Below are 23,934 nucleotides of genomic sequence, written 5' to 3' on the forward strand. Positions count from 1 at the left end.
CCGGCCTGCGGCGGCCCGGGCCTGCGGCGGCCCGGGCCCTCGGCGATTCGGGCCCTCGGCGATTCGGGTGGGTCGGGATCGTTCGAATGCCCACGTGACCGCCCGTCGCTCCCTACGCTGTGCACGACAGGAATCCGCAGGTCGACGGGAGAAGCGCAGCTGATGGGCATGAGTGGGGAGCTGGACATCCGCCGGGCCGGTCTGACGATCGCCGAGGCGGTGGAGGAACTGGACCGAGCCGGCCTGGGGCGTCTCGACGCGGCCGCCCTCGACGCCCAGTTCCAGGCCCGGGAGGCCCTTCTCGACCATGTCCGCGGCATCTGGGAGGCGCTCAAGGCCGACGGTGAGAACCCGGCGGCGCGCCCGGAGTACCAGCCGCTGGCGGCGCTCCTGGACATCCTCACCTCGTTGGGCGAGCACGCCGCGGTCACCGCCGCCGAACGGTGACGACCCCGGCGGCGGCCACGGCCGGCCCCCGGGTGCCCGGCCCGGCCGCCCGGCCGGGCGTCAGTAGGCCGAGCCGCCCCGGGCCAGGAGGTCGGCGAGGGAGGTCGCGGGGCGCCCGGTGAGGCGGGGGACGGCGTCGGTGACACCGTCGAGTTCGCCGGCGGCGATCGCGGTGTAGGTCGAGACCCACGCGTCGAGCTGCCAGTCGGGCGCGCCGTAGGACGAGCGGGACCGGTAGGCCTCCTCGACCGTCTCGGGCTCGTAGCCGACGGTACGGCCGGTGGCCCGGGTGAGGATGTCGGCCATGTCGGCGAGGCTGAGCGCCTGCGGTCCGGTGAGGTCGTAGCGGGCGCCCGCGTGTTCGTCGGCACGGGTGAGGACGGCGACCGCGGCGGCCGCGATGTCGTCCTGGGCGACCACCGCGGCGCGCCCGGTGCCGCCGGGGCCGCGGATCATCCCGTCGTCGCCGACGAGGGCGGGCATGAAGTCCGCGTAGAGGTTGTCCCGCAGGACGGTGTGGGCCAGACCGCTGGACCGGATGTGCTGTTCGGTGTGCCAGTGGTCGCGCGCCAGCGTGAAGGTCGCGTCGGGCGCGGCGCCGAAGAAGGAGATGTACACGAGGTGGACGACGCCGGCCTCGACAAGGGAGTCGATGAAGGCGCGGTGCTGCTGGAGGCGGTCCGGCGCTTCGGAGGCGGAGACCATCAGGACCCGGTCGATTCCGCGCAGCCCGTCCACGACGGCGTCGTGGTCGCCGTAGGCGCCGGCGACCACCGCGGCGCCGGGCAGCCGGGGCGCCCGCTCGGGGGTGCGGGCCAGCAGGGTCTGGGGGATGCCCGCGTCGGCGAGGAGGCGGGCGATCCGCCCGCCCAGGCGGCCGGAGGCTCCGGTGACGGCGTAGGTGGCGTCGGTGGGTGCCATCGGGTGGTCTCCTGTCTGGGGGGATCTCGGGACGACCGAGGATCTCGGGGAGGTCGGTGGGACCGCGGACGACCGGGGAGGTCGGCCCGCACGGGAGGTCGGGACGCGGGTCGGGGCGGGAGACGACCGGGTGTCAGGCGGGTGTGCGGTGTGCGGGCAGGTGGCCGTCCGGCCGGTCGGGGCGCCCCTGTCGATGCTTACCAGGCGGCCCCGGCGGCGGGTACGGGCGACGCGCCCGATCCGCCCACCGGGTGGCGTCCGGGGCCGGCTGCCGGCGGCCCGGACCGTTGCTCCGCGGCCGGCGCCCGCGCTGCGCATCCGGACCGGCGGCACCGTTGATTCCTCTCCCCCGCCTGGCCGTATGCTCCCAGCATGACGACCAGCAGACACGGCACCAGGCCCACCATGAAGGACGTGGCCGCCTCGGCGGGGGTCGGCCTGAAGACGGTTTCCCGCGTCGTCAACGGCGAGAGCGGTGTCACGCAGGCCATGGCCGAGCGGGTCCGGACGGCCATCGCCGAACTCGGCTTCCGCCGCAACGACAGCGCGCGCCTGCTGCGTACCGGCCACACGGCGAGCATCGCGCTGCTGCTGGAGGACATCGGCGACCCGTTCTCCTCCGCCCTGTCCCGCGCCGTCGAGGGCGTGGCGGCGGACGAGGGCTGCCTGCTGTTCACCGGCTCCAGTGCCGAGGACCCGGCGCGGGAACAGGAGCTGGCCCTGGCCTTCTGCGCCCGCCGCGTCGACGGCCTGCTGATCGTTCCGGCCGGCGCCGACCACGGCTACCTGCTGCCCGAGATCGCCTCCGGCACTCCTGTGGTGTTCCTCGACCGGCCCGCCCCCGGGATCGAGGCCGACGCGATCCTCAGCGAGAACGTCGGTGGCGCCCGCGAGGGTGTGGCCCACCTGATCCGGCACGGGCACCGCCGGATCGGCTTCGTCGGCGACCTGCCGCACATCTACACCAGCGCCGAGCGGTTGCGCGGCTATCGGGAGGCGATGGCCGCGGCGGATCTGCCGGTGGACGAGCGGTGGATCGCCACCGGTTCCACCGACCAGGCCCGCGTCGCGGACGCCGTCAGCCGCCTGACCGGCGGACCGGAGCCCGTCACCGCGTTGTTCACCGCGAACAACCGGGTCACGCTGGCGGCTCTGCACCATCTGGCCCGGCTCGGTGCCCGGCCCGCCCTGGTCGGGTTCGACGACCTGGAACTGGCCGACCTGCTCGACCCCGGTCTCACCGTCGTCGCCCAGGATCCGGCGGCCCTCGGCAGGACGGCGGCCAAGGTGCTGTTCGACCGGCTCAGCGGGGACACCGCCCCGGCGCACCGGATCGAGATTCCCACCCGCTTGATCATCCGGGGATCCGGCGAGAGCGCGCCGCCCCCCGCCGCCGGCTGACCTCGCCGCGGTGCTGCCGGTCGGGGGGAGGCGGGCGCTGCCGGGCGGCGGTCCGGGAGCTCGTCCGACGCGCGGCACCGGGCCACCGGACGGGGCCATTCCCCCGTCCGGTGACCCGGTGCGTCGGTGCGTCGCCACCCGCACCGGTGACCTGGTGCGCCTGCGGCGCGCGCGGGGAGTCGTCCCGGCGGCCCGGTGCCCGGAGGCGTCCTCGGGCGGTCAGCTCTCGACTACGGCCGCCTCACGTGCGGTGGCGGGCGCGACCGGCTCGTCGTCCGTCGCTTCGCTCTGCAGGGCGGGGATGACGGCCGCGACGGCCGCGGCGACCAGGGCCACGCCGAGCCCGATGAGCAGGCCGGTGCGGAAACCGCTCTCGGAGGCGAAGGTGTGGCCGCCCACGGTGGTGTTCATCTGGGACAGCACGGTGCCGATCACCGCGGCGCCGATGGACGTACCGAGGGCGCGCATCAGCGTGTTGAAGCCGTTGGCGGCCGCGGTCTCGGCCAGCGGGGTGGAGCTCATGATCAGCGCGGGCATCGCGCCGTAGGCGAGGCCCACACCGCTGTTGATCACCATGGTGACCAGCATGAGCCCCCAGGCCGAGCCGAGCAGTGCCTGCGACAGGCCGTAGCCGGCGGCGATCACCAGCACGCCGCTGATGAGGGTGACCTTCGGGCCGCGCGCGTTGGTGAGCTTCCCGCCGAGCGGGGAGACGATCATCATCATGATGCCGCCGGGCGCCAGCCAGAGGCCGGCGGCGAGCATCGACTGTCCCAACCCGTAGCCGGTGGCCTCGGGGAACTGCAGCAGCTGGGGAACGATCAGCATGCTGGCGTACATGCCGAAGCCGACGAAGACCGAGGCGATGTTGGTGAACAGGACCCGGGGGCGGGCGGTGGTGCGCAGGTCGACCAGCGGGTCCTTGGCGCGGAGCTCCCACAGGCCCCAGGCGGCCAGTACGACCACGGCGCCGGTGAACAGCCCGATGGTCGTCGCGGAGGCCCAGCCCCACTCGGCGCCCTTGGAGACCGCCAGCAGCAGGCTGACCAGGCCGACGCCGAGGCCGAGCGCACCGGCCAGGTCGAAGCGCTGGCCCCTGGCGCTGCCGGGCACGTCCGGGATCAGGAACCAGATCAGCGCGGAGACCGCCAGTGCCAGCACGGCGGAGCCCCAGAACAGCACCCGCCAGTCGGCGTACTGGGCGACCGCCGCGGCGATCGGCAGGCCGAGGCCGCCGCCGATGCCCATGGAGGCGCTGACCAGGGCGATCGACGAGCTGAGCTGCTCCCTCGGCACCACGTCACGCAGCAGGGCGATACCGAGCGGCACCATGCCCATGCCCATGCCCTGCAGACCCCGCCCGATGATCATCGGAACGACGGAGGAGGCGAGCGCGCAGACCACCGAACCGGCGGCCAGCGGCACCGAGCACACCAGCAGCATCCGGCGCTTGCCCAGCATGTCGCCCAGCCGCCCGGAGACCGGCACGCACACGGCCGAGACGAGCAGGGTCGCGGTGATGACCCAGGCGGCGTTCGAGGCCGTGGTGTTCAGAATCTGCGGCAGCTCCGCGATGAGCGGGGTGACCATGGTCTGCATGATCGCGGCCACCGTGCCGGCGAAGGCCAGGGTGGCGACGACACCGCCGGCGGCTGCTGATCGTGGTGAGGCGTCCATCGGAGAACTCCTGAGCTGTCTGTCGGACAAGGAGATGCAGCATACATGGTCTATGCATCATGCATACAGAATGTATGCCGCATAATGGCGTGAGAGGATCCGATGGAGCGGGCCGGCAGACGACCCGCGGACAGCGGGTCAGGAGGCACGCGGACATGGTCAGACCCACGCACGAGGTCGAGTACGAGCAGATGCTCCTCAGCCGCCACGGCCTTCAGGGCGGCGGCCGCCGCAAGGACAGCCTGCTGGAGCGAAGCGCCTACATCCTGCTCAGCCGCATCCGCGTCCAGGGACCGATGTCGATCGGCGAGCTCAGCGACGCCTTCGACCTGGACACCTCCACGCTGAACCGGCAGACCGGCGCCGCGATGCGGGCCGGGCTCGTGGAGCGCATCCCCGACCCCGAGGGCGGGATGGCCAGAAAGTTCCGGATCACCGCCGAGGGCGTCCGGATACTGGACGAGGAGCGGGCCGGCATGATCGACAGCCTCGACCGGGTGATGGCCGACTGGACGGACGAGGACATCGCCGTCTTCGCCTCCTGCCTCCGGCGCTTCAACGCCGACATCGAACGCCTGGGCGGCCGCCCCTGGCCGCGCCCCTGAGCGGTGCGGACGCCGTCCCGCCGGGCCCTTCCCGGTGGGCACGGGCGGCGCGGTCGCGACCCGGGCCGGTCGTCCGGTCGTGCGGCCGCCCGGCCGGCCCTGCGGGACGGAGACGCGCGAAAGTCCGTTGCCCGGGGCGGAACGGCCGGGCGAGGATCGGGAGATGATCCCGAATCCGCCCGACGGTCGCGCCGGTATCGACGCCGCCCTGGTGAAACGACTCGTCTCGGCCCAGTTCCCGCAGTGGAGCGAACTGCCCGTCACCCCGGTGGAGGTGGACGGCTGGGACAACCGCACCTACCGGCTCGGTGACGGGATGACGGCCCGTCTGCCCACCGCCGCCGGCTACGTTCCGGCGGTCGCCAAGGAGAACGACTGGCTTCCCCGGCTGGCCCCGGCCCTGCCGGTGGCGGTGCCGCGGATCCTGGGCCGGGGCGTCCCGGGCGAGGGGTACCCCTATCCCTGGTCCGTCCGCGGTTGGCTGCCGGGGGAGACGGCCGCGTCGGCCGGCATTCCCGACATGCCGCGGTTCGCCGCCTCGGTGGCCGGGTTCCTTCTCGCGCTCCAGCGCTGCGATGCCACCGGCGGCCCGCTCGCCGGCCCGCACAGCTGGTACCGGGGAGCGTCGCCGGCCCACTACGACGAGGAGACCAGGGACTGCCTGTCCGCGCTGGAAGGCCGCGTGGACACCGCCCGGGCCCGGGCGGTCTGGGAGGCCGCGCTCCGCGCGCCGTGGCGGGGTGCGCCGGTGTGGTTCCACGGCGACGTCGCGGTCGGCAACCTGCTGGTGCGGTCCGGGGAGTTGACGGCCGTGATCGACTTCGGCACCTCCGGCGTCGGAGACCCCGCCTGCGATCTGGTGATCGCGTGGGGGTTCTTCTCGGGCGCGGGCCGGGCGGCCTTCCGGGAGGCGGTCGGCCAGGACGACGCCACCTGGGCCCGGGCCCGGGGCTGGGCGCTGTGGAAGTCCCTGCTGGTGCTCAGCCGGGCTGTCGACTCGGATCCCGACCTGGCGGCCCTCAACCGGCACGTACTGGAGGAAGTACTCGCCGACCACGAGGAGTTCGGCTGACCGGCCACCCGGCCACCCGGTGGCCGTCGCGGCCGTCGGGTACACCGTGCGACCGGAGCACCGGCGGCGCAGCGGCGCCCCGGGCAGTCCGCCGCGGACCGGGCGGAAGGGATCGGTTCGCTACCCAACTACCCTGCCGTTCATGCATGCTGTGCAGTGATGCGGCGCGCGGGAGGCCGGTCGGGCGACAGGCTCGGACCGGGCGGCGCGGTGCGCGCGCAGGTGCGGTGAGACCTGGTGACGAGTGGGCGGGCCGGCGTGGGGGAGATGGCTGTGATGACAGGGCGGAACGCCGGTGGGGCGGCGGCCGCGGGGCCGGGCGGAGCCGGACGCAGACCGGTCGTGGCGGTGGTGGGAAGTGCACCGCGCGGCGCGGCCGGGCCGGGCGGCGAGGTGGACGGGGACGATCCGGCGGCCCGCGCCGCCGAGGAGATCGGAGCCGCACTCGCCTCGGCCGGCTGCGATCTGATGGTGTATTCGAGCTCGCCGCGGTTCCTGGAGCACCGGGTGGTCACCGGATTTCTCGCAGCGGCGCCGGTCCGGGCCGGATCCGTCCAGGTCCGGCCGCCGTTCGACGATCCCCATCTGGACTTCGCCGAGATGCTCCGCCACCGGGAGGCCTTCGACGTCCGGTACGAGCCGGGGGCCGACTGGGAGGTCACGTTCTACCGCTCGTTGAGCGAGATCCAGGGCGTGATCCTGATCGGCGGCGGCCGGACGACCCTGGTGACCGCCATGGTCGGGCTGGCCTTCGGGATCCCGCTGGCCCCGCCGGCCGCGTTCGGCGGGCATGCGCGCAAGGCCTGGGAGACCCTCGGCAGGGTCCGCAGCCAGGCGACCGAGGAGGAGATCTCCGCTCTCGGCGCCGGGTGGCAGCCGGGAGCCGGCACGGCGGTGGTGGAGATCCTGCTGAGCCAGCACCGGCGCCGACTCGCCCAGGAGCACCAAGCGCGAGCGCGACCGGCGGGCGGACGGCCGCTCGGCGAGGCTGCGCCTGCTGGTCGGCACGGTGCTGCTGCTGGCCGGACTGGCGACCGTCCCGCTGACCTACGCGGCCTCCGCGAGCGCACCGCTGAACATCACCGCACTGATCCTCGGCTCGCTGCTGGCCGCCACCTCCGGGGCCATCACCAGGACGTCGGTGGACAGCAACCTGGAGTGGGGCCGGGCGGCCGCCCTCGGTACGGCCGCCGGGGCGGTGGCGTTCCTCCTCTTCGTGTCGGCGCAGCTGGCGACGTCGCCGGACATCCTGGCCGGCCCGGGGGCCAGAAGGCTGCTGTTCTTCGTGCTGTCGGTCGGCTTCATCGCCGGCTTCACCTCGGACGCGGTGTACGCCCGCCTGCGCCAGCAGGACGCGCTGACCATGTCCGGGCTGCCGGCGGCGCCGCCGGCAGCGCCCGAGCGGGGGCCGGATGTCTCCTGACCCGTCGCCCGGCAGGCGGCCCACCGTGTTCCTGAGCCACCGGTACCGGTCGGTCGACGTCAACCTGTTCTTCTGGCGGATCATCAGCGACGTCCAGCAGGTCGCGTTCCGGGTCGACGAGGGGCGACTGTTCACCAGCGCGACCCGGTTGGAGCGGCTGATCAGGGACGCCGACGGCTTCGTCGGGGTCTATCCGCTGCCGGGTGATCCGCAGGAGCCCTGGGATCTCGCCGCGCTGCGGCACGAAGCGCGCTACTTCCTGTTGGAACTGGGCATCGCGGTGCGCGGCCGGGGCCCCGCCATCGTGTTCTGCGACCACCGCTACGGCCCGGTGCTGCGCTCCCCTCCGGACGTCATGGTGATCGAGTACGACCCGCAGGAGATCGCGGACGCGGAGGACTCGGCGCTCGTGGCCAGGGTGCGCCGGGCCTACCGGGCCTTCGTCGACCGGTTGCGGTCCACCATGGCGATCCGGCAGAGCGCCCGGGCGCACGACAGCCGGACGGTGGGGATGCTGATGCCGCCCGAGTGCAGGGCGGAGAGCGGTGCGGTGTTGGAGCGGGCCCTGAACGACGGGGCCTGGGAGCCGATCCCCCTGCCCTGGCCGCCCCGGCTGGATCTGGAGCTGATGACGCGGCTGCGGAGGCTGGACTGGGTGGTCATGGCGCTCGACCACCCGGCGGTGCAGGTCGCGGCCGGCTTCGTGCTGGGGCACGGCGTTCCCCTGCTTCCGTTCCGCCACGGCCTCGCCGCGGCGCAGTCGCAGTCGATGGAGGAGGGCCTGTTCGGCGTCTCGGAGGTCGGCCACCGAAAGGCGCTGCTCCGCTGGGAGACGCAGGACGGCCTGGAGCCGTTGTTCAGGACCCACCTGAAGGTGATCGGCCAGCCGCCGCGCTACGTCAGCGACGACCGCCAGGCGGTCGAGTACTTCGCGTCCGCCGGACTCCGCAAGGAGCAGGTGTTCCTGAGCTACGCACGCGAGGACAGCGCCGTGGCGGCCGAGTTCAGCGCCCTGCTGAACACGTCCTTCCAGAAGGTGTTCGACTACCGCACGAAGGGGGCGATCAGAGCCGGCGAGAACTGGATGACCGAGCTGTCCGACGGCCTCTCGGCGAGCGCCGTCGGTGTTCTGCTGCTGTCACCCGACTACTGGGAGAGCAAGTGGTGCCGGATGGAGGCCGACCGCCTCTACCGGGCGTCGGTGGAGGGCACCGCGCGGGTCGTTCCGGTGGCCCTGCAGCGGATGCGGATCCCTGAACCGTGGGACTCCGTCCAGTACCGGGCGCTCTACCAGACCACGGCGGCGGAGATCGTGGCGGAACTGGTCCGCGAGCTCGCGGGCCCGGAGCCGGGGCAGGACTGACGGCCGCACTCCGGAGGGGCCGGCCGCCGCCCGTCCCGGCCGCTCCGACCCCGGCCGCTCCGACCCCGGCTGCTCCGACCCCGGTGGGCACGCGTCCGGGTGTGCCCACCGGGGTCAGGGCGGTCAGCGGCCGACGGAGTCGTCGACGCGGACGGCGGTGGCTCTGCCGGGGGTGATGGCCCACCGGCCGTCGTGGCCCCTGGCGGAGGGGTGGTGGCGCCGGGTGATCCCTCCGGCGGTACGGCGCACCCAGGCGGTGTCGTCGTCACGGCTGCCGAGCGCGCCGGGGCCGGTCTCCCACGTCGTGCTCGGGCGGTGGCCGGTCACGTCGCGGACCGTGCCGGCGGCCGGCCCGCGAGAGGCGGCGGTCTTGTGCAGGGGACACATGCGGTGCTCCTGACGGATGTGCGGGGGAGCGGACGCGCACTGTCGCCCGTCCGCTCCTGGTCTGTCGCGAGCCTGCCGCAGGGCGCCAATCGATCACCAACGATCCGCCAACGCCGGGGGATCGAGGCGGAGCTCAGACCTCGCAGTACGGGTCGGCCCCCACCGCGTCCGTGCTTCGCAGCCGCCGCGTCCCTGCCGCGTCCGCGCGGGCTCTCCGCAGCGTCACCGCTCCGTCGTCCGGCCGAGCACCGCCGGTGCGAGCACCTCCTCGCACCACTGGCGGAAGCTCGTCGGGCTCGCGGTCTCCCGGGTACGCCGCACGCCCTCGTCCAGGCCCGCCTCCTTGGCCCGCATCATGTCGACCATGCCCTCCGCGAAGGCGTCGCCGCTGCCGTACCCGACCAGCGTCGCGCGGAGGTCGTCGAGCGACTGCCGCTGGTAACGCACGGGTGTGCCCAGCACCTCGGAGACGACGCGCGCCAGGTCGTCCGGCGAGAGGTCCTCCGGGCCGAGGACCGGCACGCTGCCGACGCCCGTCCAGGAGCGGTCGAGGAGCAGCCCGGCGGCCGCCGCGGCGATGTCCCGGGTGGCTGCCGTCGGCGCCTTCCGGTCGGCGGCGACGGTGTCGGTGAACACCCCCGCGTCGCGGATCGACGGCACCTGCCTCAGCAGGTTGTCCATGAAGGACGGGTTCGCGAGCGCCCGGTAGGCCACGCCCGTGCTCGCGACGAGGTCGTCCATGGCCAGAGAGGCGGTCACGAGCCCGGCGCGATCCGCGAGGGCCGTGCCCCGGCCGAGCGCCGAGACACCGACCACGTGCCCGACACCGTGGGTGGTGAACGCCCGGGCGGCGGCCCGGGTGAATCCGCGGTACGCGGATTCGAGGCTCGGTGCCCGCGGGTCGGGCGGCACGATCCACAGAACGGCGTTCGCGCCGGCGAACGCCTGGTCGACCACGTCGGCGTCGCGGTGGGAGCCGGCCACGACCTCGACCTGTTCGCGGACCGGGCCGGGGAGCCGATCCGGGTCGCGCACGATGACGCGGAGTTTCTGCCCGTGAGAGGGAGCGCCGTCGAGGAGGGCTCCGAGTACCTGGCTGCCGATGTCGCCCGTGGGCGTCGTGATGACGATCATGGGTCAAGCCTGCGGCGCTCCGGCGCGGGCGTCCAATACCTCTTGACGCCGATTGATACCCTGGGGGCATGGATCTCGACCTGCGCAAGCTGCGGTACTTCGCCGCGCTCGCCGAGCACCGGCACTTCGGCCGGGCCGCCGAGCAGCTCTACATCGCGCAGCCCGTCCTGAGCCGGCAGATCCGCGCGCTCGAACAGGAGTTGGGGTGCACGCTGCTGCTCCGCACGACCCGCAGCGTGCAGCTCACGCCCGCCGGCGAGTCGCTCCGGGAGGAGGCGCGCGCGGTCTTCGCCACCGTGGACGCGGCTGTCCGACGTGTCAACGAGGTGGCCCGGGGCGTCGAGAGACTCGTCGTGGCGTTCGCGCCGGGGTTGCACGTGTCGCCCGCGGTCCGCGCGTTCGCCGCCGTCCGGCCGGAGGTCGGCATCGAGCTGTTCCGCCTGAACTGGTGGGAGCAGGACGCGCCACTGAGGGACGGTCGGGCCGATCTCGGATACCTGCGTCGCCCGTTCGACGAGACCGGGCTGCGTGCCGTGCCGGTCGGCGCGGAGCCGAGGGTCGTCTGCCTGCCCACCACCCACCGGCTGGCCGGGCGCCGGGAGCTGGTCCTGGCGGATCTCGACGGTGAGCTCGTGCTGGACGCACAGTCGCGGCGGACCTCCTCCGTCGAGGAGAAGTTCGAACTCATCGCCGTGGGACACGGGATCGCCATGGTGCCCCTGAGCGTGGCGCTCTCGTACTCCCGCCCCGACCTCGTCCACCACACGCTGGCGGACGCCGAGCCGGTCGAGAGCTGCGTGGTCGTGGCGGAGGACTGCAGCGAGCCCCGGGTGCTCGACTTCCTGGCGGTGGCGTTGCGGACGCTGGGCGAGGTGCCCGACGTGGGTCGTGGAGAGTGACGGGCGGGCCGGTGGAGTGGACCGGTGGGGTGGACCGGTGGGGTGGACCGGTGGGGTGGACCGGTGGGGTGGCCGGACGTCCGGCCGGCCCACCGGCCCGGCGGCAGGTGAAGGGGACGCTCAGGCGTCCACGGTGACGACGATCTTGCCCACCTTGGTACCCGTGTCCATGTAGCGGTGCGCCTCGACGATCTCGTCCAGACCGAAGAGACGGTCCACCACGGGCCGCAGGGCGCCGCTGCGCAGCCCGGAGGAGACGAACGCCTCGGCCCGGCGCAGCCGGTGCGGATCGGTGGTCGTCTCGTGGACGGTGTAGGTGCGCATGTTCAGTGCGGGCATGCCGAGCTCGAACCCCGGGTAGGGCGTCACCTCGCCGCTCGCGGCTCCGTACACGAAGAGCGTGCCGCCGGGGGCGACCACCTTGCCCAGGCTCACCACGCCGGGGCCCGCGACGGCGTCGAAGACGAACTCGGCGCCCCGCCCCCGGGTCAGGTCGAGCACGCGTTCGACGAGATCCTCCTCGTCCGTGACGATCACGTCGGCCGCGCCCGCCCGGAGCAGCGCCTCCCGCTTGGCCGCGCTACGGGTGGTGGCGATGGGTACGGCCCCGACGCGGCGCGCGATCTGGATCGCGGCCAGGCCCACGCTGCTGGAGGCGGCGGTCAGCACGACCGTGTCCCCGGGGCGCATCCCGCCGGTCTCCACCAACGCGCCGTAGGCCGTCAGATACGGCATCCACACCGCCGCGCCCTCGATCGCGTCCAGCCCGTCGGGGCGGTGCAGCACGGCGCCGACCGGAACGATCGCGCTCTCGGCGTAGACGCCGTAGTCGTTCATCGAGAACGCGGGCACCACGCTGATCGGCCGGCCGACATCGAAGCCCCGTACCCCCGCGCCGACGGCCTCGACCACCCCGGAGGCCTCGGCGCCGAGCCGGGCGGGGAACTCCTTGACCGGTTCGATGTAGTTGCCGTCGCGGAACAGCGCCTCCGCGCGGTTGAGCCCGATCGCGTGCACCCGGATCAGCAGCTCCCCGGGGCCGGGGCCGCCGACCTCCACGTCCTCCAGCCGCAGCACCTCGGGCCCGCCGTGTTCATGGAACAGCACCGTCTTGGCCATCACACATCCCCCTACCGACCGGTGACGGCGACGCGAAGGGCGCATCGCCGTCGATCAGCCAAGCCAAAAGGACAGTGACTGTCAAACCGGGTGTTTCATCATATTTCTATGGGGTCAGATCCCGACTCCCGCGCGGACGCAGTGCACCGGGCGGTCGCGGAGAAGTTCATCGCCTTCCGGCCTCTGCCCGCTCGCAGGTGGCCTCCGCCCGCTCGCAGGTGGCTTCCGTCGGCCGCCGGCCGTCCACCCGATCGTCCGCCCGAGCGCTCCAGCCGGCCTGCCGCCGCGCGGTCCTGTCGGTCCGTCCGCTGAGTGGTCATCAGTCACTACTACAGAAACGCACAAATCTGGACCTCTCTACAAGGTTGTAAAGAAATAAAAGCAACAAATATTGACACCCTCGATGGCCGGGCGTAACTTCCGGTTCAGCTGCCTGGCCACACGAACTTGGCCGCTCTACAGGCAAGTTGTAGCTCCATACCACCACCAGAGGAGCACGTCATGCGCAAGAACTGGTACACCGTCGGGGGATCTGCCCCCGGCTTCGGCGCGGCGCGCCGGTACCGCAGGGCTCTGCTGTCCGCCGTGGCGACCTTCGGGCTCGTCCTGGGCGCCCTGATCGGGATGCCGGGCGTCTCGCAGGCCGCCGGCTCACTTCCGTGCGACATCTACGCCGGGGCCGGGACACCGTGCGTCGCCGCGCACAGCACGGTGCGCGCCGTCTTCTCCGCCTACAACGGGCCGCTCTACCAGGTCACCCGCGTCTCCGACGGCGCCACCTCGGACATCGGACTGCTGGCCCAGGGCGGTTACGCCAACGCCGGCCAGCAGGACACCTTCTGCGCCGGCACCACCTGTCGCATCAACAAGATCTACGACCAGACCTCCCGGCACAACGACCTCTACCCCGGGCCGGCGGGCACCGCCGGGATGGGCGCGGACCGGGGCGCGGACGCGAGTGAGCTCTCGGTGACGGCCGGCGGGCACAAGGTCTACGGCATCTGGATCTCCCCGGGGGTCGGCTACCGGTCCCACGGCGCGGCGTCCGGCGTCGCGGTGAACGGCCAGGCCGAGGGCGCGTACATGGTCGCCAGCGGCACCCACGTCGGCGCTGACTGCTGCTTCGACTACGGCAACGCGGAGAGCACGGCGGCCGACACCGGCAACGGCCACATGGACGCCGTGAGCATCGCGACCACGTGCTACTTCGCCCCGTGCACCGGCTCCGGCCCCTGGGTGGAGGCCGACCTGGAGAACGGCATGTTCCAGGGCAACAACGGCTCGAACACCGCGAACACGGGCAACAACAGCCCGTACGTCACCGCCGTCCTGAAGAACAACGGGCAGACCACCTACGCGCTGAAGGGCGGCAACTCGCAGACCGGCGCGCTGTCGACCTGGTGGAACGGCTCCCTGCCGACCCGGGGCGGCTACCTGCCGATGCACCAGGAGGGCGGCATCATCCTGGGCACCGGTGGTGACAACAGCAACTGGAACATGGGCACCTTCTTCGAGGGCGTGATGGTCTCCGGCTACCCGACCGACGCCGCCGAGAACGCCGTCCAGGCGAACATCGTCGCGGTGGGGTACTCCGGCCAGACGAACGTCCCCAACGGGCCCCAGGGCACGATCGGCGGACCGGGCGGCAAGTGCGCCGACGTCACGGCGAACGACACCGGTACCAACGGCTCGGCCGTGGTCCTCTGGGACTGCCAGTCCTACGCCGAGGACCAGCACTGGACGCACAACGCCGACGGGTCGTTGGGCACGATCGGCCGGTGCCTGGACATCGTCGGCAACGGGACGGCCAACGGCGCGCAGGTCGAGCTGTGGGACTGCAACGGCATCGGCGGGCAGAAGTGGGTGCAGCAGGCGGACGGCTCGCTGCGCAACCCGCAGTCCGGCCGCTGCCTCGACGCTCCCAACGGGGCGACCGGCAACGGCACCCGTCTGCAGATCTGGGACTGCAACGGCGCCGCCGCGCAGAAGTTCTCCGTGAACGGCGGCAGCCCGATCGGTGCGCCGGGCGCCAAGTGCGTGGATGTCGCCGCCGACGACAGCGGCGCCAACGCCTCGGCGGTCCAGCTGTGGGACTGCCAGTCCTACGCCCTGGACCAGCACTGGACGCACAACGCCGACACCTCGCTGAGCACGATCGGCCGGTGCCTGGACATCGTCGGCAACGGCACGGCCAACGGCGCGCAGGTCGAGCTGTGGGACTGCAACGGCATCGGCGGGCAGAAGTGGGTGCAGCAGGCGGACGGCTCGCTGCGCAACCCGCAGTCCGGCCGCTGCCTCGACGCTCCCAACGGGGCGACCGGCAACGGCACCCGCTTGCAGATCTGGGACTGCAACGGCACCGCCTCCCAGAAGTTCGCACTGAGCTGACACCGGGGGCTGGCGCGACGCACCGCCCACGAGGGCCCGGACACCGCGCGTGCGGTGTCCGGGCCCTCGCCGTGACGGAGGTCGGGCCGGGCACCGGCCCGACCGGGGATCAGCGGAGCGTACGGGAGCCGAAGTCGTGCCGCGGGGCCTCACGCAGCCGGAACCACCTACGGGCGAGCAACCGCGCCGGCTCGGTCAGCACGGTGGCGGGGGCGGGCGAACGACCGGCGTCCTGTGCGGCCCGGACGAGGTAGTCGTGCAGCTGCCACACGTCGACCGGATCGGCGCCGGGGGAGACGTCGAGGGTGAAGAGCAACCGCTGCGCCGTGAAGCCCAGATCGGCGGCGGCCTCCTGCGGCGTCAGCCCTGACAGGGCCAGGTCGGCCTTCAGCTCCCGGCTCGTTCGGCGGCGTTCGGTGTCGTTCAGCGTCACGGTGACCTCGTTCCGTGTCGGTGTTCCGCCGGCACCGTTCCGGCATTCCTGGGCGGTGGCGGTGGCGGTGGTTGCGGTTGCGGTTGCGTGGGGCCGGCGCCGGCGCCGGGATCCGGGTGCGGCCTCAGCCGATGGTCGCCCGACGAGTGGGTACGGCGTCGAGTGCGTCGAGCGTCGCGTCGTCGAGCGTGACCGTGCCCGCGGCGACGTTCGCCTCCAGGTGTTCGATGCTCGTCGTCCCGGGAATGAGGAGCGTGTTCGGAGCGTGTCGGAGCAGCCAGGCCAGGCCGACCTGGGCCGGCGTGCGGCCCAGCGCCTGTGCCGCGGCCCGGACCGCCGGCTCGTCGGTCACCTTCGGCAGCCCGGGGATCGCGCTGCCGAGCGGGAAGTACGGCACCCAGGCGATCTCCTCGGCGAGACAGAGCCGGAGCATGTCCTCGTCCTCGCGGGCCACGAGGCTGTAGGCGTTCTGCACACAGGCGATGCCAGCCGGGAGGGCGCGGCGCAGGCCGTCGAGAGTGACGCTGCTCAGGCCGATCGCGCCGATCTTGCCCTCGTCGCGCATCGCGATCATCACCGCGAGCTGGTCGTCGAAGTCCACGTCCTGGTCGCCGGAGGCCCGCAGTCCCGGGCCGGTGTCCAGCCGCCGCAGGTTCACGACCGGGACCTGGTCGAGGCCGAGGGCGCGGAGGTTGTCCTCGACGCCCGCCCGCAGCTGTTCGGGCCGCTGCGCGGGACGGAACGGGTGCGGGCCGCCGGGGTCGGGTTCGGCGCCGACCTTGCTCACGAGGAGGACGCCGTCCTCGGGGCGCAGCGCCTCGCGGAGGAGGTCGTTGACGAGGCCGGAGCCGTAGAACTGGGCCGTGTCGATGTGGTCGACACCCAGCTCGACCGCACGGCGGAGCAGCGCCACGGCCGCGCCGCGGTCGCCGTGCAGGCGGGCGAGCTGCATCGCGCCGTAGCCGACGCGGGAGACGGTGTGGGCACCGAGCAGGCCGGGGCCCCCGGCGCGGGGGGCGCCCGTGGCCGTGGCGTCGGGCGAGGGGTTTGCGGAGGGCATCACGACGCGCCTGCCTTATGAGAGAATGAGGAAAGCGGAGGAGCCTCCGCTAATTCGACTTTAGCACTACCGGAGGTACCTCCGCTTTGAGTCTTCCGGACCAGGCGCCCGCCGACGCTCCCGCCGACACGCCCGTGCGCGCCAGAACCACCGCCTCCGCCGACGCGGCCGTGCGCGCCAGAACCACCGCCTCCGCCGACGCGGCCGCTCCCGCCGGCCCGCCCGATTCCTCCGACGGGACCGCCTCCGCTGACGGCACCTCCGACGCGGCCGCTCCCGCCGGCGCACCGGCCGGCGCCGAGGTCGGGACGCCCGTGCGTGCCCCGCGCCCCATGCGGGCGGACGCGCGGCGCAACCGCGACCACCTCGTGGCCGTCGCCGCAGCCGCCTTCGCCGCGGCCGACGACTCCGTCCCGCTGGAGAACATCGCCCGCGAGGCCAAGGTCGGCATCGGCACGCTCTACCGTCACTTCCCGACCCGGGAGGCACTCGTCGAGGCCGTCTACGCCGCCGAGCTGGACGAGGTGACCACGAGCGCCGCCGGGCTGCTCCGGGAGTCCCCGCCCGAGGAGGCGCTCCGCGCCTGGCTGGACCGCTACGCGCGGTTCGCCGCGACGAAGCACGGGATGATCGACACCCTCCGCGCCGGCTGGGCCTCCGGGCGGATCACGCCACCCACCCGGGAGCGGATCACCGCCGAGATCGGGACGATCCTCGCGGCCGGAGCGCGAGCGGGCTCGCTGCGTGCTGACGTCGACCGCGAGGACGTCACGGCGATGCTGCTCGGAGTCGTCCTGTCGACGGCGACCGGCAGCAGCGCCGGGCAGACCGAACGACTGCTCGACCTCGTCGTCGACGCCCTGCTGCCCCGGACGGACGGGTAGCCCCGGCAGCTCGTCAGGCGCGGGACCCGCCGGGGGACGGTGACGGGCGCGGCCCAGGGCGTGGGACGGGCGCGGCGCGGCACGGGCGTCCGTCGCTCCCGAGATGCGGGTTCCGTCCGCGTACCGGTCAATGGGATCAGATGCCGCTGACGGCTGTGCGCGTCCACGGTGCGCCGCGCGCTCTCGCGTACGCGCGGCTCCCCGTGCGCCTCGTCCCCCGGCCCGGACGGGTCACGTGGGCGCGCGGTTCGTCCGGGCGGCCGGAGCTTCGAGGAGAGCCATCGTGCCCTACTGCACAACGCGTGACGGCGTGGAGATCTTCTACAAGGACTGGGGCAGCGGACGGCCCGTGGTGTTCATCCACGGGTGGCCGCTCAACGGTGACGCCTGGCAGGACCAGCTCAAGGCGGTGGCGGACGCCGGCTTCCGCGGGATCGCCCACGACCGGCGCGGTCACGGTCGCTCCACCCCGGTCTGGGACGGCTACGACTTCGACACCTTCGCCGACGACCTCGACGACCTGATCACCGGTCTCGACCTGCGCGACGTGACCCTGGTGGCGCACTCGATGGGCGGTGGCGAGCTCGCCCGCTACGTCGGGCGTCACGGCACCGGGCGGATCAGGTCCGCAGTCCTGCTGTCCGCGATCCCACCGCTGATGCTGCAGGGCCCGGACAATCCCGAGGGCGTTCCGCGGAGCGTGTTCGAGGACATCAAGGCCGGCATCCTCACGGAGCGCTCCCAGTTCTGGAAGGACACCGCGGTCGGGTTCTTCTCCGCCGACCGGGAGGGCAGCAGGGCCACCCAGGGAAACAAGGACGCCTTCTGGTACATGGCCATGGCCGAGACCCTCCAGGGCGGTGTCGCCTGTGTCGACGCCTTCGCGTTCACCGACTTCCACCAGGACCTGGCGAGGTTCGACATCCCGACCCTGATCGTCCACGGCGACGACGACCAGGTCGTGCCGATCGACGCGACCGGTCGCAAGTCCGCCCGGATCATCCCCGACGCCACACTCAAGGTCTACGAGGGCGGCTCCCACGGCATCGCCCTGGTTCCCGGGGACAAGGAGAGGTTCAACCAGGACCTGCTCGAATTCCTCAAGGGCTGATCCGGTGCACCACGGCCGATCGTCCGCCGAGGAGTCGACCGGCCGAAGCCGGACGGGCAGTGGCACACCCGCCGCCGGGCTTCGGCCGGCTCGGCCCGGGTTCACCCGCATGCCTTCCGATGACACGCCTACGGCCCCGCTCCTGCGCGGGCGGCGAGGCTAGGCTCGTCCCGTGGTTCCACCGGAGGAGCGCGCCGAGGGCGCCGGCCCGTTCACGACACGGCTCACCTGGCGCCTGGCCGAGGGCGGCTCGGCGATCTGGGAGTCGCGCAGGGCCCGTAAGCGCGGGGCGCTGCGGATCCGCACGGAGGCAGGGGCGGAGGGACCGTCACGCAGCGCGGCCGAGGTGGTGCTGCGTCGCCTGCGGGTCCTCAACGCGGTGGCCGCCGTCGCGTTCACCATCGGCGGCGCGCTGTTCGCGCTGGGCGCGGCCACCGCCGAGGTCGGGTCGGCTGGAGGGACCGCGATCGCGTCGATCTACTTCGCGGGCGGCCTGTTCTTCAACGCCGGCGGCTACGCCTCACTGCTCCAGTCGGTCAACGCTCCGCGCCGGTCCCGTGTGACGGACTCGCTGGTCACGGGAGGCTGGCGTTGGTGGAGCTACGAGCCGGGGCGGATCGACTGGCTGAGCACCTTCGTCCTGTTCGTGGGGACGCTCGTGTTCGGCGTCAACCTGGCGGACTCGTTCCTCACGGGACTCTCGGCCCAGCAGGTGGACCGGTTGATCTGGGCCCCCGACCTGGTCGGGTGCGTGCTGTTCCTGATCTCCGGTCATCTCGCCCTCGTCGAGGTCTGCCACGGCCGCCCGTGCTGGCGCTCGCGCGGGCTCGACTGGTGGATCGTCGCGGTCAACCAGCTCGGCTCGGTGCTCTTCCTGGTGTCGGCGCTGGCCGCCTTCACCCGTCCGGAGACCGGCAGTCTGGTCAACGTCGGCATCGCCAACTGGGGGACCTTCGCCGGCGCGGTGTGCTTCTCGGCCGGCGGCGTCCTGCAGTGGTTCGAACGGCCTTAGCGCCCGCACGGTCACCCGTCGCGCGCGGGCGGTCAGGTGCACCGCGGTCCGTCGCCGCACCGTGGGAGGAGAAGGTGCCCGCCCGCTCTCGCCGGCCGTTGACCGGTCTCGCCGGAGTCCGATCGAAGCCGCCCGATAGGTTGGGCCTGCTGATCACTGTCGAGGCGCAAGGAGTCATGGCATGGCTGTCGTCCACCGGACAACGATGAACCCCACGAAGGTGGAGCTGCTGTCGGTTTGGCTCCCGACCCAGCCCTGGTACCGGGGCGGCGCCCGGGCGGCCACGCTCGCCAAGGCGGGCGGATTCCGTCTCGACGATCCCGCGGGGCAGGTGGGGATCGAGTTCATGGTGGCCACGGACATGTCGGCAACCGACCGCGGGGTCAGCTACCTCCTGCCGCTCACCTACCGCGACGCGCCGCTCGACGATGCCGGACAAGCCCTCGTCGGTACCTCCGAACACGGGGTGCTCGGCCGGCGGTGGATCTACGACGGCGCCCACGATCCCGTGCTCGTCGCCCAACTCCTCGCCCTGATGACCGGCGAGGCCGAGCCCCAGGCCCAGAGCGAGAGCGACAGCGCCGACGCCTCGGTCGAGGGACACTTCGCCGGTGCCGCCCGGGTGGCCATGGCCGGCCTCGTCGCCGTGGCCAACAGCCCGCACGGCACCGACATCCTCATCGGCACCGGGCCCGCCCCCACCGCGGCGCGGTTGACCATCCACCTCAACCGCGTCCTGTGCCCCACCCTGGACGAACCGGCCGTACCGGCCCCGCGGCCGCTGGGGCACGTCAGCGCTCCCTGGCTGCTGCCGGACGGCACGTCCGCACGCGGCGTGTTCGCCGTCGCCGACAACGCACCCTCCTGATCCAGCCGCCCGGACGCCGCTCGGCGCCGACCGGGGAATCCCCCGGCCGGCCACACCCGGGGGCGTTCCCGCTCGCGGACACCACGGCGAGGATCGCCCGCTCCGGACGGCGAGGTTCGCCGGCTCCGGTTGTTCAGGCCGGCCAGGTCATCAGGCCAGCCAGGTCTTCAGGACGGCGATGACGTCGGCGGCGGTGGCGCCGGGGCGGCGCAGTTCGGCGGCGAGGGCGCCGACGCGGTCCTGGTCGAGTTCGGCGGGCACACCACTGGCCTGGAGGTAGCCGTGGGCGACGGCGACCGCGACGCGCAGGTTGGAGCGCTCCAGCCACGGCAGTCGGCCCAGGGTGTGGACGAGCGCGGCGGCCCGGGCCAGCGGGCCGTCGTAGACGTCCCGGCCGGCGACGACCGCGCGGTGGCGCTCGACGGCGGCGATCGCCACCCCGTAGTCCACCGGGGCCGGGTCGCCCTGGCCCGCCCGCTCGGCCACATCCAGGATCCAGGCCAGATCCACGTGCAGGATCACGCCGCGTCCTCGATCGCGTCCAGCAGGTCACCGTACACGTCCAGCACCTGCTGGGCGCCGGCCAGGAAGTCGGCTCTGACCTTGGCGTTGTCGTCGCGGATCAGTTGCGCGACATAGTCGTTGACCGGCACGCGGCGGGTCTCGGCCGCGTGCTTGGCCATCTCGGCGACGTTCTCGTCCATCCGCAGGTTCACCTGTGTCTTCGCCACAGGATCGAAGCTACCACCTGATAGCACCCCGGGGGAGTCCGGGCGGGCGGCGATGTCGTTCGCCGCTCGCCCGCTCGCCCGCTCGCCCGCTCGCCCGCTCGCCCGCTCGCCCGCCTGCCCGCTCGCCCGGGCGGGCCCGTCCGCGACTCCCGGACCGACGCGCGCGGAGTGCCCTCGGTGCCGGTCGACCGGCACCCGGTCGGCGGTGTGCCCCCCGGTGCCGGTCGGCCGTCATTCGGTCAGGGGATCGCCCAGTGCTGGTTGGACCCGATGTTGCAGGTCCACAGGTCGAGCCTGGTGCCGTTCGTGGCGGTGTAGTTGGGGTCGTCGAGGCACTTGCCGGAGGCCGGGTTCACCAGGGTGCCGTTGATGACGGTCCACTGCTGGTTGCCGCCGCCGTGGCACGTCCACAGCTGCACCAGGGCGCCGTCGGTCGTGGCGGCGCCGTTGACGTCGAGGCACGACCCGTTGGCCCGGACGGTCCCGTCCGACTGCCTGGTCCAGTTCTGGGCGGCGGTGTTGTTGCAGTCCCACAACTGGACGGCCGTGCCGTCGGCGGAGGCGTTGCCGTTGAGGTCGACGCACTTGCCGCTGTTCACGGCGGACAGGATGGTCCCGGTGCCCTGGACGGACTGGCCGCCGGTCAGGGTGATGTCCACGGTGTGCGTCCCGGTCAGGGTGGCGGGTATCGAGGTGCCGGCGGTGGCCGCGCCGTCGAGCTTGAAGGCGGTGACGGTGTTGCCGGACCCGTGCAGCGAGATGTTGAGCTTCGCGCCCCGGTAGGCGACGCCGGACAGGGTGGCGTCCCCCCAGCCTGCGGGCAGGGTCGGCTGGAAGGTGATGCCGCCGGAGGTGAACGTCATCCCGAACAGCCCGTCGTGGATCATCCGCAGGTAGGCGGTGGCGGACCAGGTCTGGTCCGGGGCGGCGCCCCAGTGGCCGCCGGTCTGCCAGCCGCCGTCCACCACGCCGGTCTGGGCGTTGTAGATCTCGGCGAACTGGTTGCTGGAGACGGCGAGTCCGGCCAGGGTCTGGACCTCGTTGGCGAAACGGGCCTGGTTGCCGGTGCGCGCGGCCGCGTCGGCCCAGTACCCCTGGATCATCGGCCAGACCACGTTGTTGTGGCGACCGGGCTTGGCGTCGCTGTAGCGGGGGTAGTTCGGGTAGGTGTCGGCGATGCCGTACGGCTGGATATGGGCGTTCTGCATGATCGACTGAGCCTGGCTGCTGCCGGCGATGCCGAACAGGACGGCGAACGAGAGGCCGGTGCCCTCCTCGGTCTGGTCCAGTTGGCCGGCCATGCTGTCGTTGCCGTGGACGAAGTAGCCGTACAGGCCCTTGCCCGGGATCCAGAAGTACTGGTTGATCTTGTTCTTCAGTGCGTCGGCCGCCGAGTTCAGCGTGGAGACCTCACCCGAGGGCTTACCGAGCGCAGCGGCCATCTGGGCCGCGCTGCGGTAGGCGGAGTAGTACAGCTCGTTGGTGCTCAGCGTCATCATCGTGCTGGTCGCTGAGTAGTCGCCGACGAAGCCGCCGTGGCTCTCGGTGCTGTCCGCCGGCGGGGCGGGGTAGCCGGCGATGCCGTCGTTGAAGAAGGACGGCCCCTGGAACAGCCCGTACGTCGCGTTGTAGGCCTGCCCCTTCCGCGAGTTGAGAGTGTTCGTCGCGACCTGGTAGGCGTTGGTCAGGAAGCTCTGGTCGCCGGTGACCAGGTAGTGGTTCCAGGCCCCGGTCATCCAGACGACCTGGTCCCACAGCTGGTTGTCCTGTTGGACGATCAGCTGCCCGTTCGACTGCTTGACCACGGCCGACCAGAGTGTGTTCGCGGCCGCCTTCGGCTCCACCAGGCTGGCCGCGTTCCACGAGTTGACGGCCGCGTCCCTGGTCCACGGCTGGTTGTAGCCGCCGCCCGCGCGGATGAACGTCTGCGGTGAACCGGTCATCAGGCCGGAGGAGTTGTACACCGCGGGGTCGTAGGTGACCGTGTTCGTGTCGAGCAGGTTGGCCAGGGCCTTGGTGTACGCCGCGCCGAGCTTCGCCTGGGTGGTGGAGTTGGCGAAGCTCAGGGCCGGCCGGTCCGCGCCGGCGGCCACCGCCGAACCGGTCGAGGGCAGCACACCGGACATGGCGGCGGCGGCCAGCGCCAGGGCGCTCAGCGCGGCCGTCCGCCTGGGTCGCCGCGCCCGGGCGACGGATGGTTCGGCGTCGCCGCCTCCCCGACCGCGTAGTGCGCGCCTGATGTCGATCATCGCCTGCCTCCAAGGGGGTTGGTCACGTGTGCCCCGGGCGCGGTCCGCCGGGAGCGGTTCGGTGCTCCCTCCCGGCCCGCCCGGCCCGGGAGGACAGCAGCGTCCACTGCCGGTCGGTGCCGTCGCCGCGGTCCACGGGTGCAGCGGCGTGCCGCCGGCGCCTCGGCCGTCGGCGGCGTCCGGGCACCTGCCGGATCGCGTTCGTCGTTGCGGCTCCCGAACTGAACGGACGGGCTGTCACCGAACCGGTGGGGGCTCGCACGGGGTAAGCAAAGATGAGCTTGGCAACGTTGTCAACGGAACGGACCGAATCGGCCGTCGGACTTCAGGACTTGTTACCTCGGACCGCTTCCCGAATCACCGTCGGCGACGTCCGGCCCGGATGATGAGGGCGAACAGGGTTGCTCGCAGCGGGGGTTGAGCACGGCCTCTGACCCCGTGCGGCGATGTCGTGAAGCCCGAACCACCCCGAACCCGCTGAAAACGAGACCCTGCGGCCTTCGCCATCTTCAGATCCCGACCGCGGCGCCGATTCCGATTCCGATCCGGTCCGCGATCCGGTCGCGGCCCGGCGCCCGGCAGTGCCCGCGGCCGGGGCCGCCGGGTCAGGTGCGGCGCCCGGCCGTGCATGCCTCACCCCGGCGCATCGGTGGCCTGTTGCGACGGCGTGAAGACTCGGTGTGCGGGGTTGCGTGAACCCTATAAGCCAGGCAAGCCTTACCTGACTGTCCGTGGCCCGTCAGGAGCGCG

23 protein-coding genes are annotated in these 23,934 nt (G+C 72.8%); 12 read left to right on the forward strand and 11 right to left on the reverse strand.

The window, feature by feature from the left end:
* The first annotated feature begins 162 nt into the window (after positions 1-162).
* The gene (locus tag OG823_RS33045) at positions 163-447 is read left to right on the forward strand and encodes a hypothetical protein (protein ID WP_371484000.1); all 285 of its coding nucleotides are present in this window, start codon (positions 163-165) and stop codon (positions 445-447) included.
* Positions 448-507: 60 nt separating this feature from the next.
* Here OG823_RS33045 and OG823_RS33050 read toward each other — a convergent pair whose 3' ends face one another.
* Entirely contained in the window at positions 508-1,368 is an 861-nt protein-coding gene (locus tag OG823_RS33050; protein WP_371484001.1) for an SDR family oxidoreductase, read from the reverse strand.
* 372 nt (positions 1,369-1,740) lie between these two features.
* On the opposite strand from OG823_RS33050, the gene OG823_RS33055 reads away from it, so the two are divergent.
* A complete protein-coding gene (locus OG823_RS33055; RefSeq protein ID WP_371484003.1) occupies positions 1,741-2,769 on the forward strand; it encodes a LacI family DNA-binding transcriptional regulator in 1,029 nt (342 codons plus the stop codon).
* Positions 2,770-2,988: 219 nt separating this feature from the next.
* Here the strand turns inward: OG823_RS33055 and OG823_RS33060 are convergent, their stop codons facing one another.
* Positions 2,989-4,446 (reverse strand): MFS transporter, encoded by a 1,458-nt coding sequence (locus OG823_RS33060; protein WP_371484005.1) that lies wholly within the window; start codon positions 4,444-4,446, stop codon positions 2,989-2,991.
* A gap of 155 nt (positions 4,447-4,601) precedes the next feature.
* On the opposite strand from OG823_RS33060, the gene OG823_RS33065 reads away from it, so the two are divergent.
* Together OG823_RS33065 and OG823_RS33070 are read left to right on the forward strand one after the other, a co-directional pair.
* The gene (locus OG823_RS33065; protein WP_371484006.1) at positions 4,602-5,051 is read left to right on the forward strand and encodes a MarR family winged helix-turn-helix transcriptional regulator; all 450 of its coding nucleotides are present in this window, start codon (positions 4,602-4,604) and stop codon (positions 5,049-5,051) included.
* Between the two features lie 163 nt (positions 5,052-5,214).
* The gene (locus OG823_RS33070; RefSeq protein ID WP_371484007.1) at positions 5,215-6,123 is read left to right on the forward strand and encodes an aminoglycoside phosphotransferase family protein; all 909 of its coding nucleotides are present in this window, start codon (positions 5,215-5,217) and stop codon (positions 6,121-6,123) included.
* Between the two features lie 665 nt (positions 6,124-6,788).
* On the opposite strand, the gene OG823_RS33075 is transcribed toward OG823_RS33070, so the two are convergent.
* Positions 6,789-7,013, reverse strand: a complete 225-nt coding sequence (locus OG823_RS33075; RefSeq protein ID WP_371484008.1) for a hypothetical protein — start codon at positions 7,011-7,013, stop codon at positions 6,789-6,791.
* A gap of 119 nt (positions 7,014-7,132) precedes the next feature.
* Here OG823_RS33075 and OG823_RS33080 point away from each other — a divergent pair, with 119 nt between their 5' ends.
* Positions 7,133-7,546 carry a hypothetical protein gene (locus tag OG823_RS33080; RefSeq protein ID WP_371484010.1) on the forward strand — a complete coding sequence of 138 codons (414 nt, stop codon included), beginning with the start codon at positions 7,133-7,135 and terminating at the stop codon, positions 7,544-7,546.
* Between the two features lie 25 nt (positions 7,547-7,571).
* A complete protein-coding gene (locus OG823_RS33085) occupies positions 7,572-8,909 on the forward strand; it encodes a toll/interleukin-1 receptor domain-containing protein (protein ID WP_371484011.1) in 1,338 nt (445 codons plus the stop codon).
* 123 nt (positions 8,910-9,032) lie between these two features.
* Here the strand turns inward: OG823_RS33085 and OG823_RS33090 are convergent, their stop codons facing one another.
* Both OG823_RS33090 and OG823_RS33095 read right to left on the reverse strand, forming a co-directional pair.
* A complete protein-coding gene (locus OG823_RS33090) occupies positions 9,033-9,296 on the reverse strand; it encodes a hypothetical protein (protein ID WP_371484013.1) in 264 nt (87 codons plus the stop codon).
* Positions 9,297-9,518: 222 nt separating this feature from the next.
* Positions 9,519-10,430, reverse strand: a complete 912-nt coding sequence (locus tag OG823_RS33095; RefSeq protein ID WP_371484015.1) for an NAD(P)H-binding protein — start codon at positions 10,428-10,430, stop codon at positions 9,519-9,521.
* 68 nt (positions 10,431-10,498) lie between these two features.
* On the opposite strand from OG823_RS33095, the gene OG823_RS33100 reads away from it, so the two are divergent.
* Entirely contained in the window at positions 10,499-11,329 is an 831-nt protein-coding gene (locus tag OG823_RS33100) for a LysR family transcriptional regulator (protein ID WP_371484016.1), read from the forward strand.
* Between the two features lie 120 nt (positions 11,330-11,449).
* On the opposite strand, the gene OG823_RS33105 is transcribed toward OG823_RS33100, so the two are convergent.
* Positions 11,450-12,448, reverse strand: coding sequence for a zinc-dependent alcohol dehydrogenase family protein (locus OG823_RS33105; protein ID WP_371484018.1), 999 nt, complete (start codon positions 12,446-12,448; stop codon positions 11,450-11,452).
* Positions 12,449-12,949: 501 nt separating this feature from the next.
* Between OG823_RS33105 and OG823_RS33110 the strand changes: the two genes are divergently transcribed.
* The gene (locus tag OG823_RS33110) at positions 12,950-14,836 is read left to right on the forward strand and encodes an arabinofuranosidase catalytic domain-containing protein (protein ID WP_371484019.1); all 1,887 of its coding nucleotides are present in this window, start codon (positions 12,950-12,952) and stop codon (positions 14,834-14,836) included.
* A gap of 109 nt (positions 14,837-14,945) precedes the next feature.
* Here OG823_RS33110 and OG823_RS33115 read toward each other — a convergent pair whose 3' ends face one another.
* Together OG823_RS33115 and OG823_RS33120 are read right to left on the reverse strand one after the other, a co-directional pair.
* Positions 14,946-15,269: a DUF2316 family protein gene (locus tag OG823_RS33115; protein WP_371484021.1), complete on the reverse strand. Its 324-nt coding sequence runs from the start codon at positions 15,267-15,269 to the stop codon at positions 14,946-14,948.
* Positions 15,270-15,393: 124 nt separating this feature from the next.
* Positions 15,394-16,329: an aldo/keto reductase gene (locus tag OG823_RS33120; RefSeq protein ID WP_371484022.1), complete on the reverse strand. Its 936-nt coding sequence runs from the start codon at positions 16,327-16,329 to the stop codon at positions 15,394-15,396.
* Positions 16,330-16,661: 332 nt separating this feature from the next.
* On the opposite strand from OG823_RS33120, the gene OG823_RS33125 reads away from it, so the two are divergent.
* The 4 genes from OG823_RS33125 to OG823_RS33140 all read left to right on the forward strand — a co-directional run bounded on the left by OG823_RS33125 (position 16,662) and on the right by OG823_RS33140 (position 20,204).
* Positions 16,662-17,213, forward strand: a complete 552-nt coding sequence (locus tag OG823_RS33125) for a TetR/AcrR family transcriptional regulator (protein ID WP_371484743.1) — start codon at positions 16,662-16,664, stop codon at positions 17,211-17,213.
* Between the two features lie 283 nt (positions 17,214-17,496).
* Positions 17,497-18,324, forward strand: coding sequence for an alpha/beta fold hydrolase (locus OG823_RS33130; protein WP_371484024.1), 828 nt, complete (start codon positions 17,497-17,499; stop codon positions 18,322-18,324).
* Between the two features lie 172 nt (positions 18,325-18,496).
* A complete protein-coding gene (locus OG823_RS33135; protein WP_371484026.1) occupies positions 18,497-19,336 on the forward strand; it encodes a hypothetical protein in 840 nt (279 codons plus the stop codon).
* Positions 19,337-19,517: 181 nt separating this feature from the next.
* Positions 19,518-20,204 carry a 1,4-alpha-glucan branching protein gene (locus OG823_RS33140; RefSeq protein ID WP_371484027.1) on the forward strand — a complete coding sequence of 229 codons (687 nt, stop codon included), beginning with the start codon at positions 19,518-19,520 and terminating at the stop codon, positions 20,202-20,204.
* Positions 20,205-20,354: 150 nt separating this feature from the next.
* Here the strand turns inward: OG823_RS33140 and OG823_RS33145 are convergent, their stop codons facing one another.
* The 3 genes from OG823_RS33145 to OG823_RS33155 all read right to left on the reverse strand — a co-directional run bounded on the left by OG823_RS33145 (position 20,355) and on the right by OG823_RS33155 (position 23,184).
* Positions 20,355-20,726 (reverse strand): fic family toxin-antitoxin system, toxin component, encoded by a 372-nt coding sequence (locus tag OG823_RS33145; RefSeq protein WP_371484028.1) that lies wholly within the window; start codon positions 20,724-20,726, stop codon positions 20,355-20,357.
* The gene (locus OG823_RS33150) at positions 20,723-20,935 is read right to left on the reverse strand and encodes a hypothetical protein (RefSeq protein WP_371484029.1); all 213 of its coding nucleotides are present in this window, start codon (positions 20,933-20,935) and stop codon (positions 20,723-20,725) included. Before OG823_RS33150 ends, OG823_RS33145 begins: the two co-directional genes overlap by 4 nt.
* A gap of 239 nt (positions 20,936-21,174) precedes the next feature.
* Positions 21,175-23,184: a ricin-type beta-trefoil lectin domain protein gene (locus tag OG823_RS33155; RefSeq protein ID WP_371484031.1), complete on the reverse strand. Its 2,010-nt coding sequence runs from the start codon at positions 23,182-23,184 to the stop codon at positions 21,175-21,177.
* Positions 23,185-23,934: the final 750 nt, after the last annotated feature.

Source organism: Kitasatospora sp. NBC_00315 (genome assembly GCF_041435095.1).
Classification (GTDB): domain Bacteria; phylum Actinomycetota; class Actinomycetes; order Streptomycetales; family Streptomycetaceae; genus Kitasatospora.

Coding starts and splice junctions, on each gene's coding strand:
- OG823_RS33045 (WP_371484000.1), top strand. CDS start 163: ATGGGCATGAGTGGGGAGCTGGACATCCGCCGGGCCGGTCTGACGATC.
- OG823_RS33050 (WP_371484001.1), bottom strand. CDS start 1,368: ATGGCACCCACCGACGCCACCTACGCCGTCACCGGAGCCTCCGGCCGC.
- OG823_RS33055 (WP_371484003.1), top strand. CDS start 1,741: ATGACGACCAGCAGACACGGCACCAGGCCCACCATGAAGGACGTGGCC.
- OG823_RS33060 (WP_371484005.1), bottom strand. CDS start 4,446: ATGGACGCCTCACCACGATCAGCAGCCGCCGGCGGTGTCGTCGCCACC.
- OG823_RS33065 (WP_371484006.1), top strand. CDS start 4,602: ATGGTCAGACCCACGCACGAGGTCGAGTACGAGCAGATGCTCCTCAGC.
- OG823_RS33070 (WP_371484007.1), top strand. CDS start 5,215: ATGATCCCGAATCCGCCCGACGGTCGCGCCGGTATCGACGCCGCCCTG.
- OG823_RS33090 (WP_371484013.1), bottom strand. CDS start 9,296: ATGTGTCCCCTGCACAAGACCGCCGCCTCTCGCGGGCCGGCCGCCGGC.
- OG823_RS33095 (WP_371484015.1), bottom strand. CDS start 10,430: ATGATCGTCATCACGACGCCCACGGGCGACATCGGCAGCCAGGTACTC.
- OG823_RS33100 (WP_371484016.1), top strand. CDS start 10,499: ATGGATCTCGACCTGCGCAAGCTGCGGTACTTCGCCGCGCTCGCCGAG.
- OG823_RS33105 (WP_371484018.1), bottom strand. CDS start 12,448: ATGGCCAAGACGGTGCTGTTCCATGAACACGGCGGGCCCGAGGTGCTG.
- OG823_RS33110 (WP_371484019.1), top strand. CDS start 12,950: ATGCGCAAGAACTGGTACACCGTCGGGGGATCTGCCCCCGGCTTCGGC.
- OG823_RS33120 (WP_371484022.1), bottom strand. CDS start 16,329: ATGCCCTCCGCAAACCCCTCGCCCGACGCCACGGCCACGGGCGCCCCC.
- OG823_RS33125 (WP_371484743.1), top strand. CDS start 16,662: ATGCGGGCGGACGCGCGGCGCAACCGCGACCACCTCGTGGCCGTCGCC.
- OG823_RS33140 (WP_371484027.1), top strand. CDS start 19,518: ATGGCTGTCGTCCACCGGACAACGATGAACCCCACGAAGGTGGAGCTG.
- OG823_RS33155 (WP_371484031.1), bottom strand. CDS start 23,184: ATGATCGACATCAGGCGCGCACTACGCGGTCGGGGAGGCGGCGACGCC.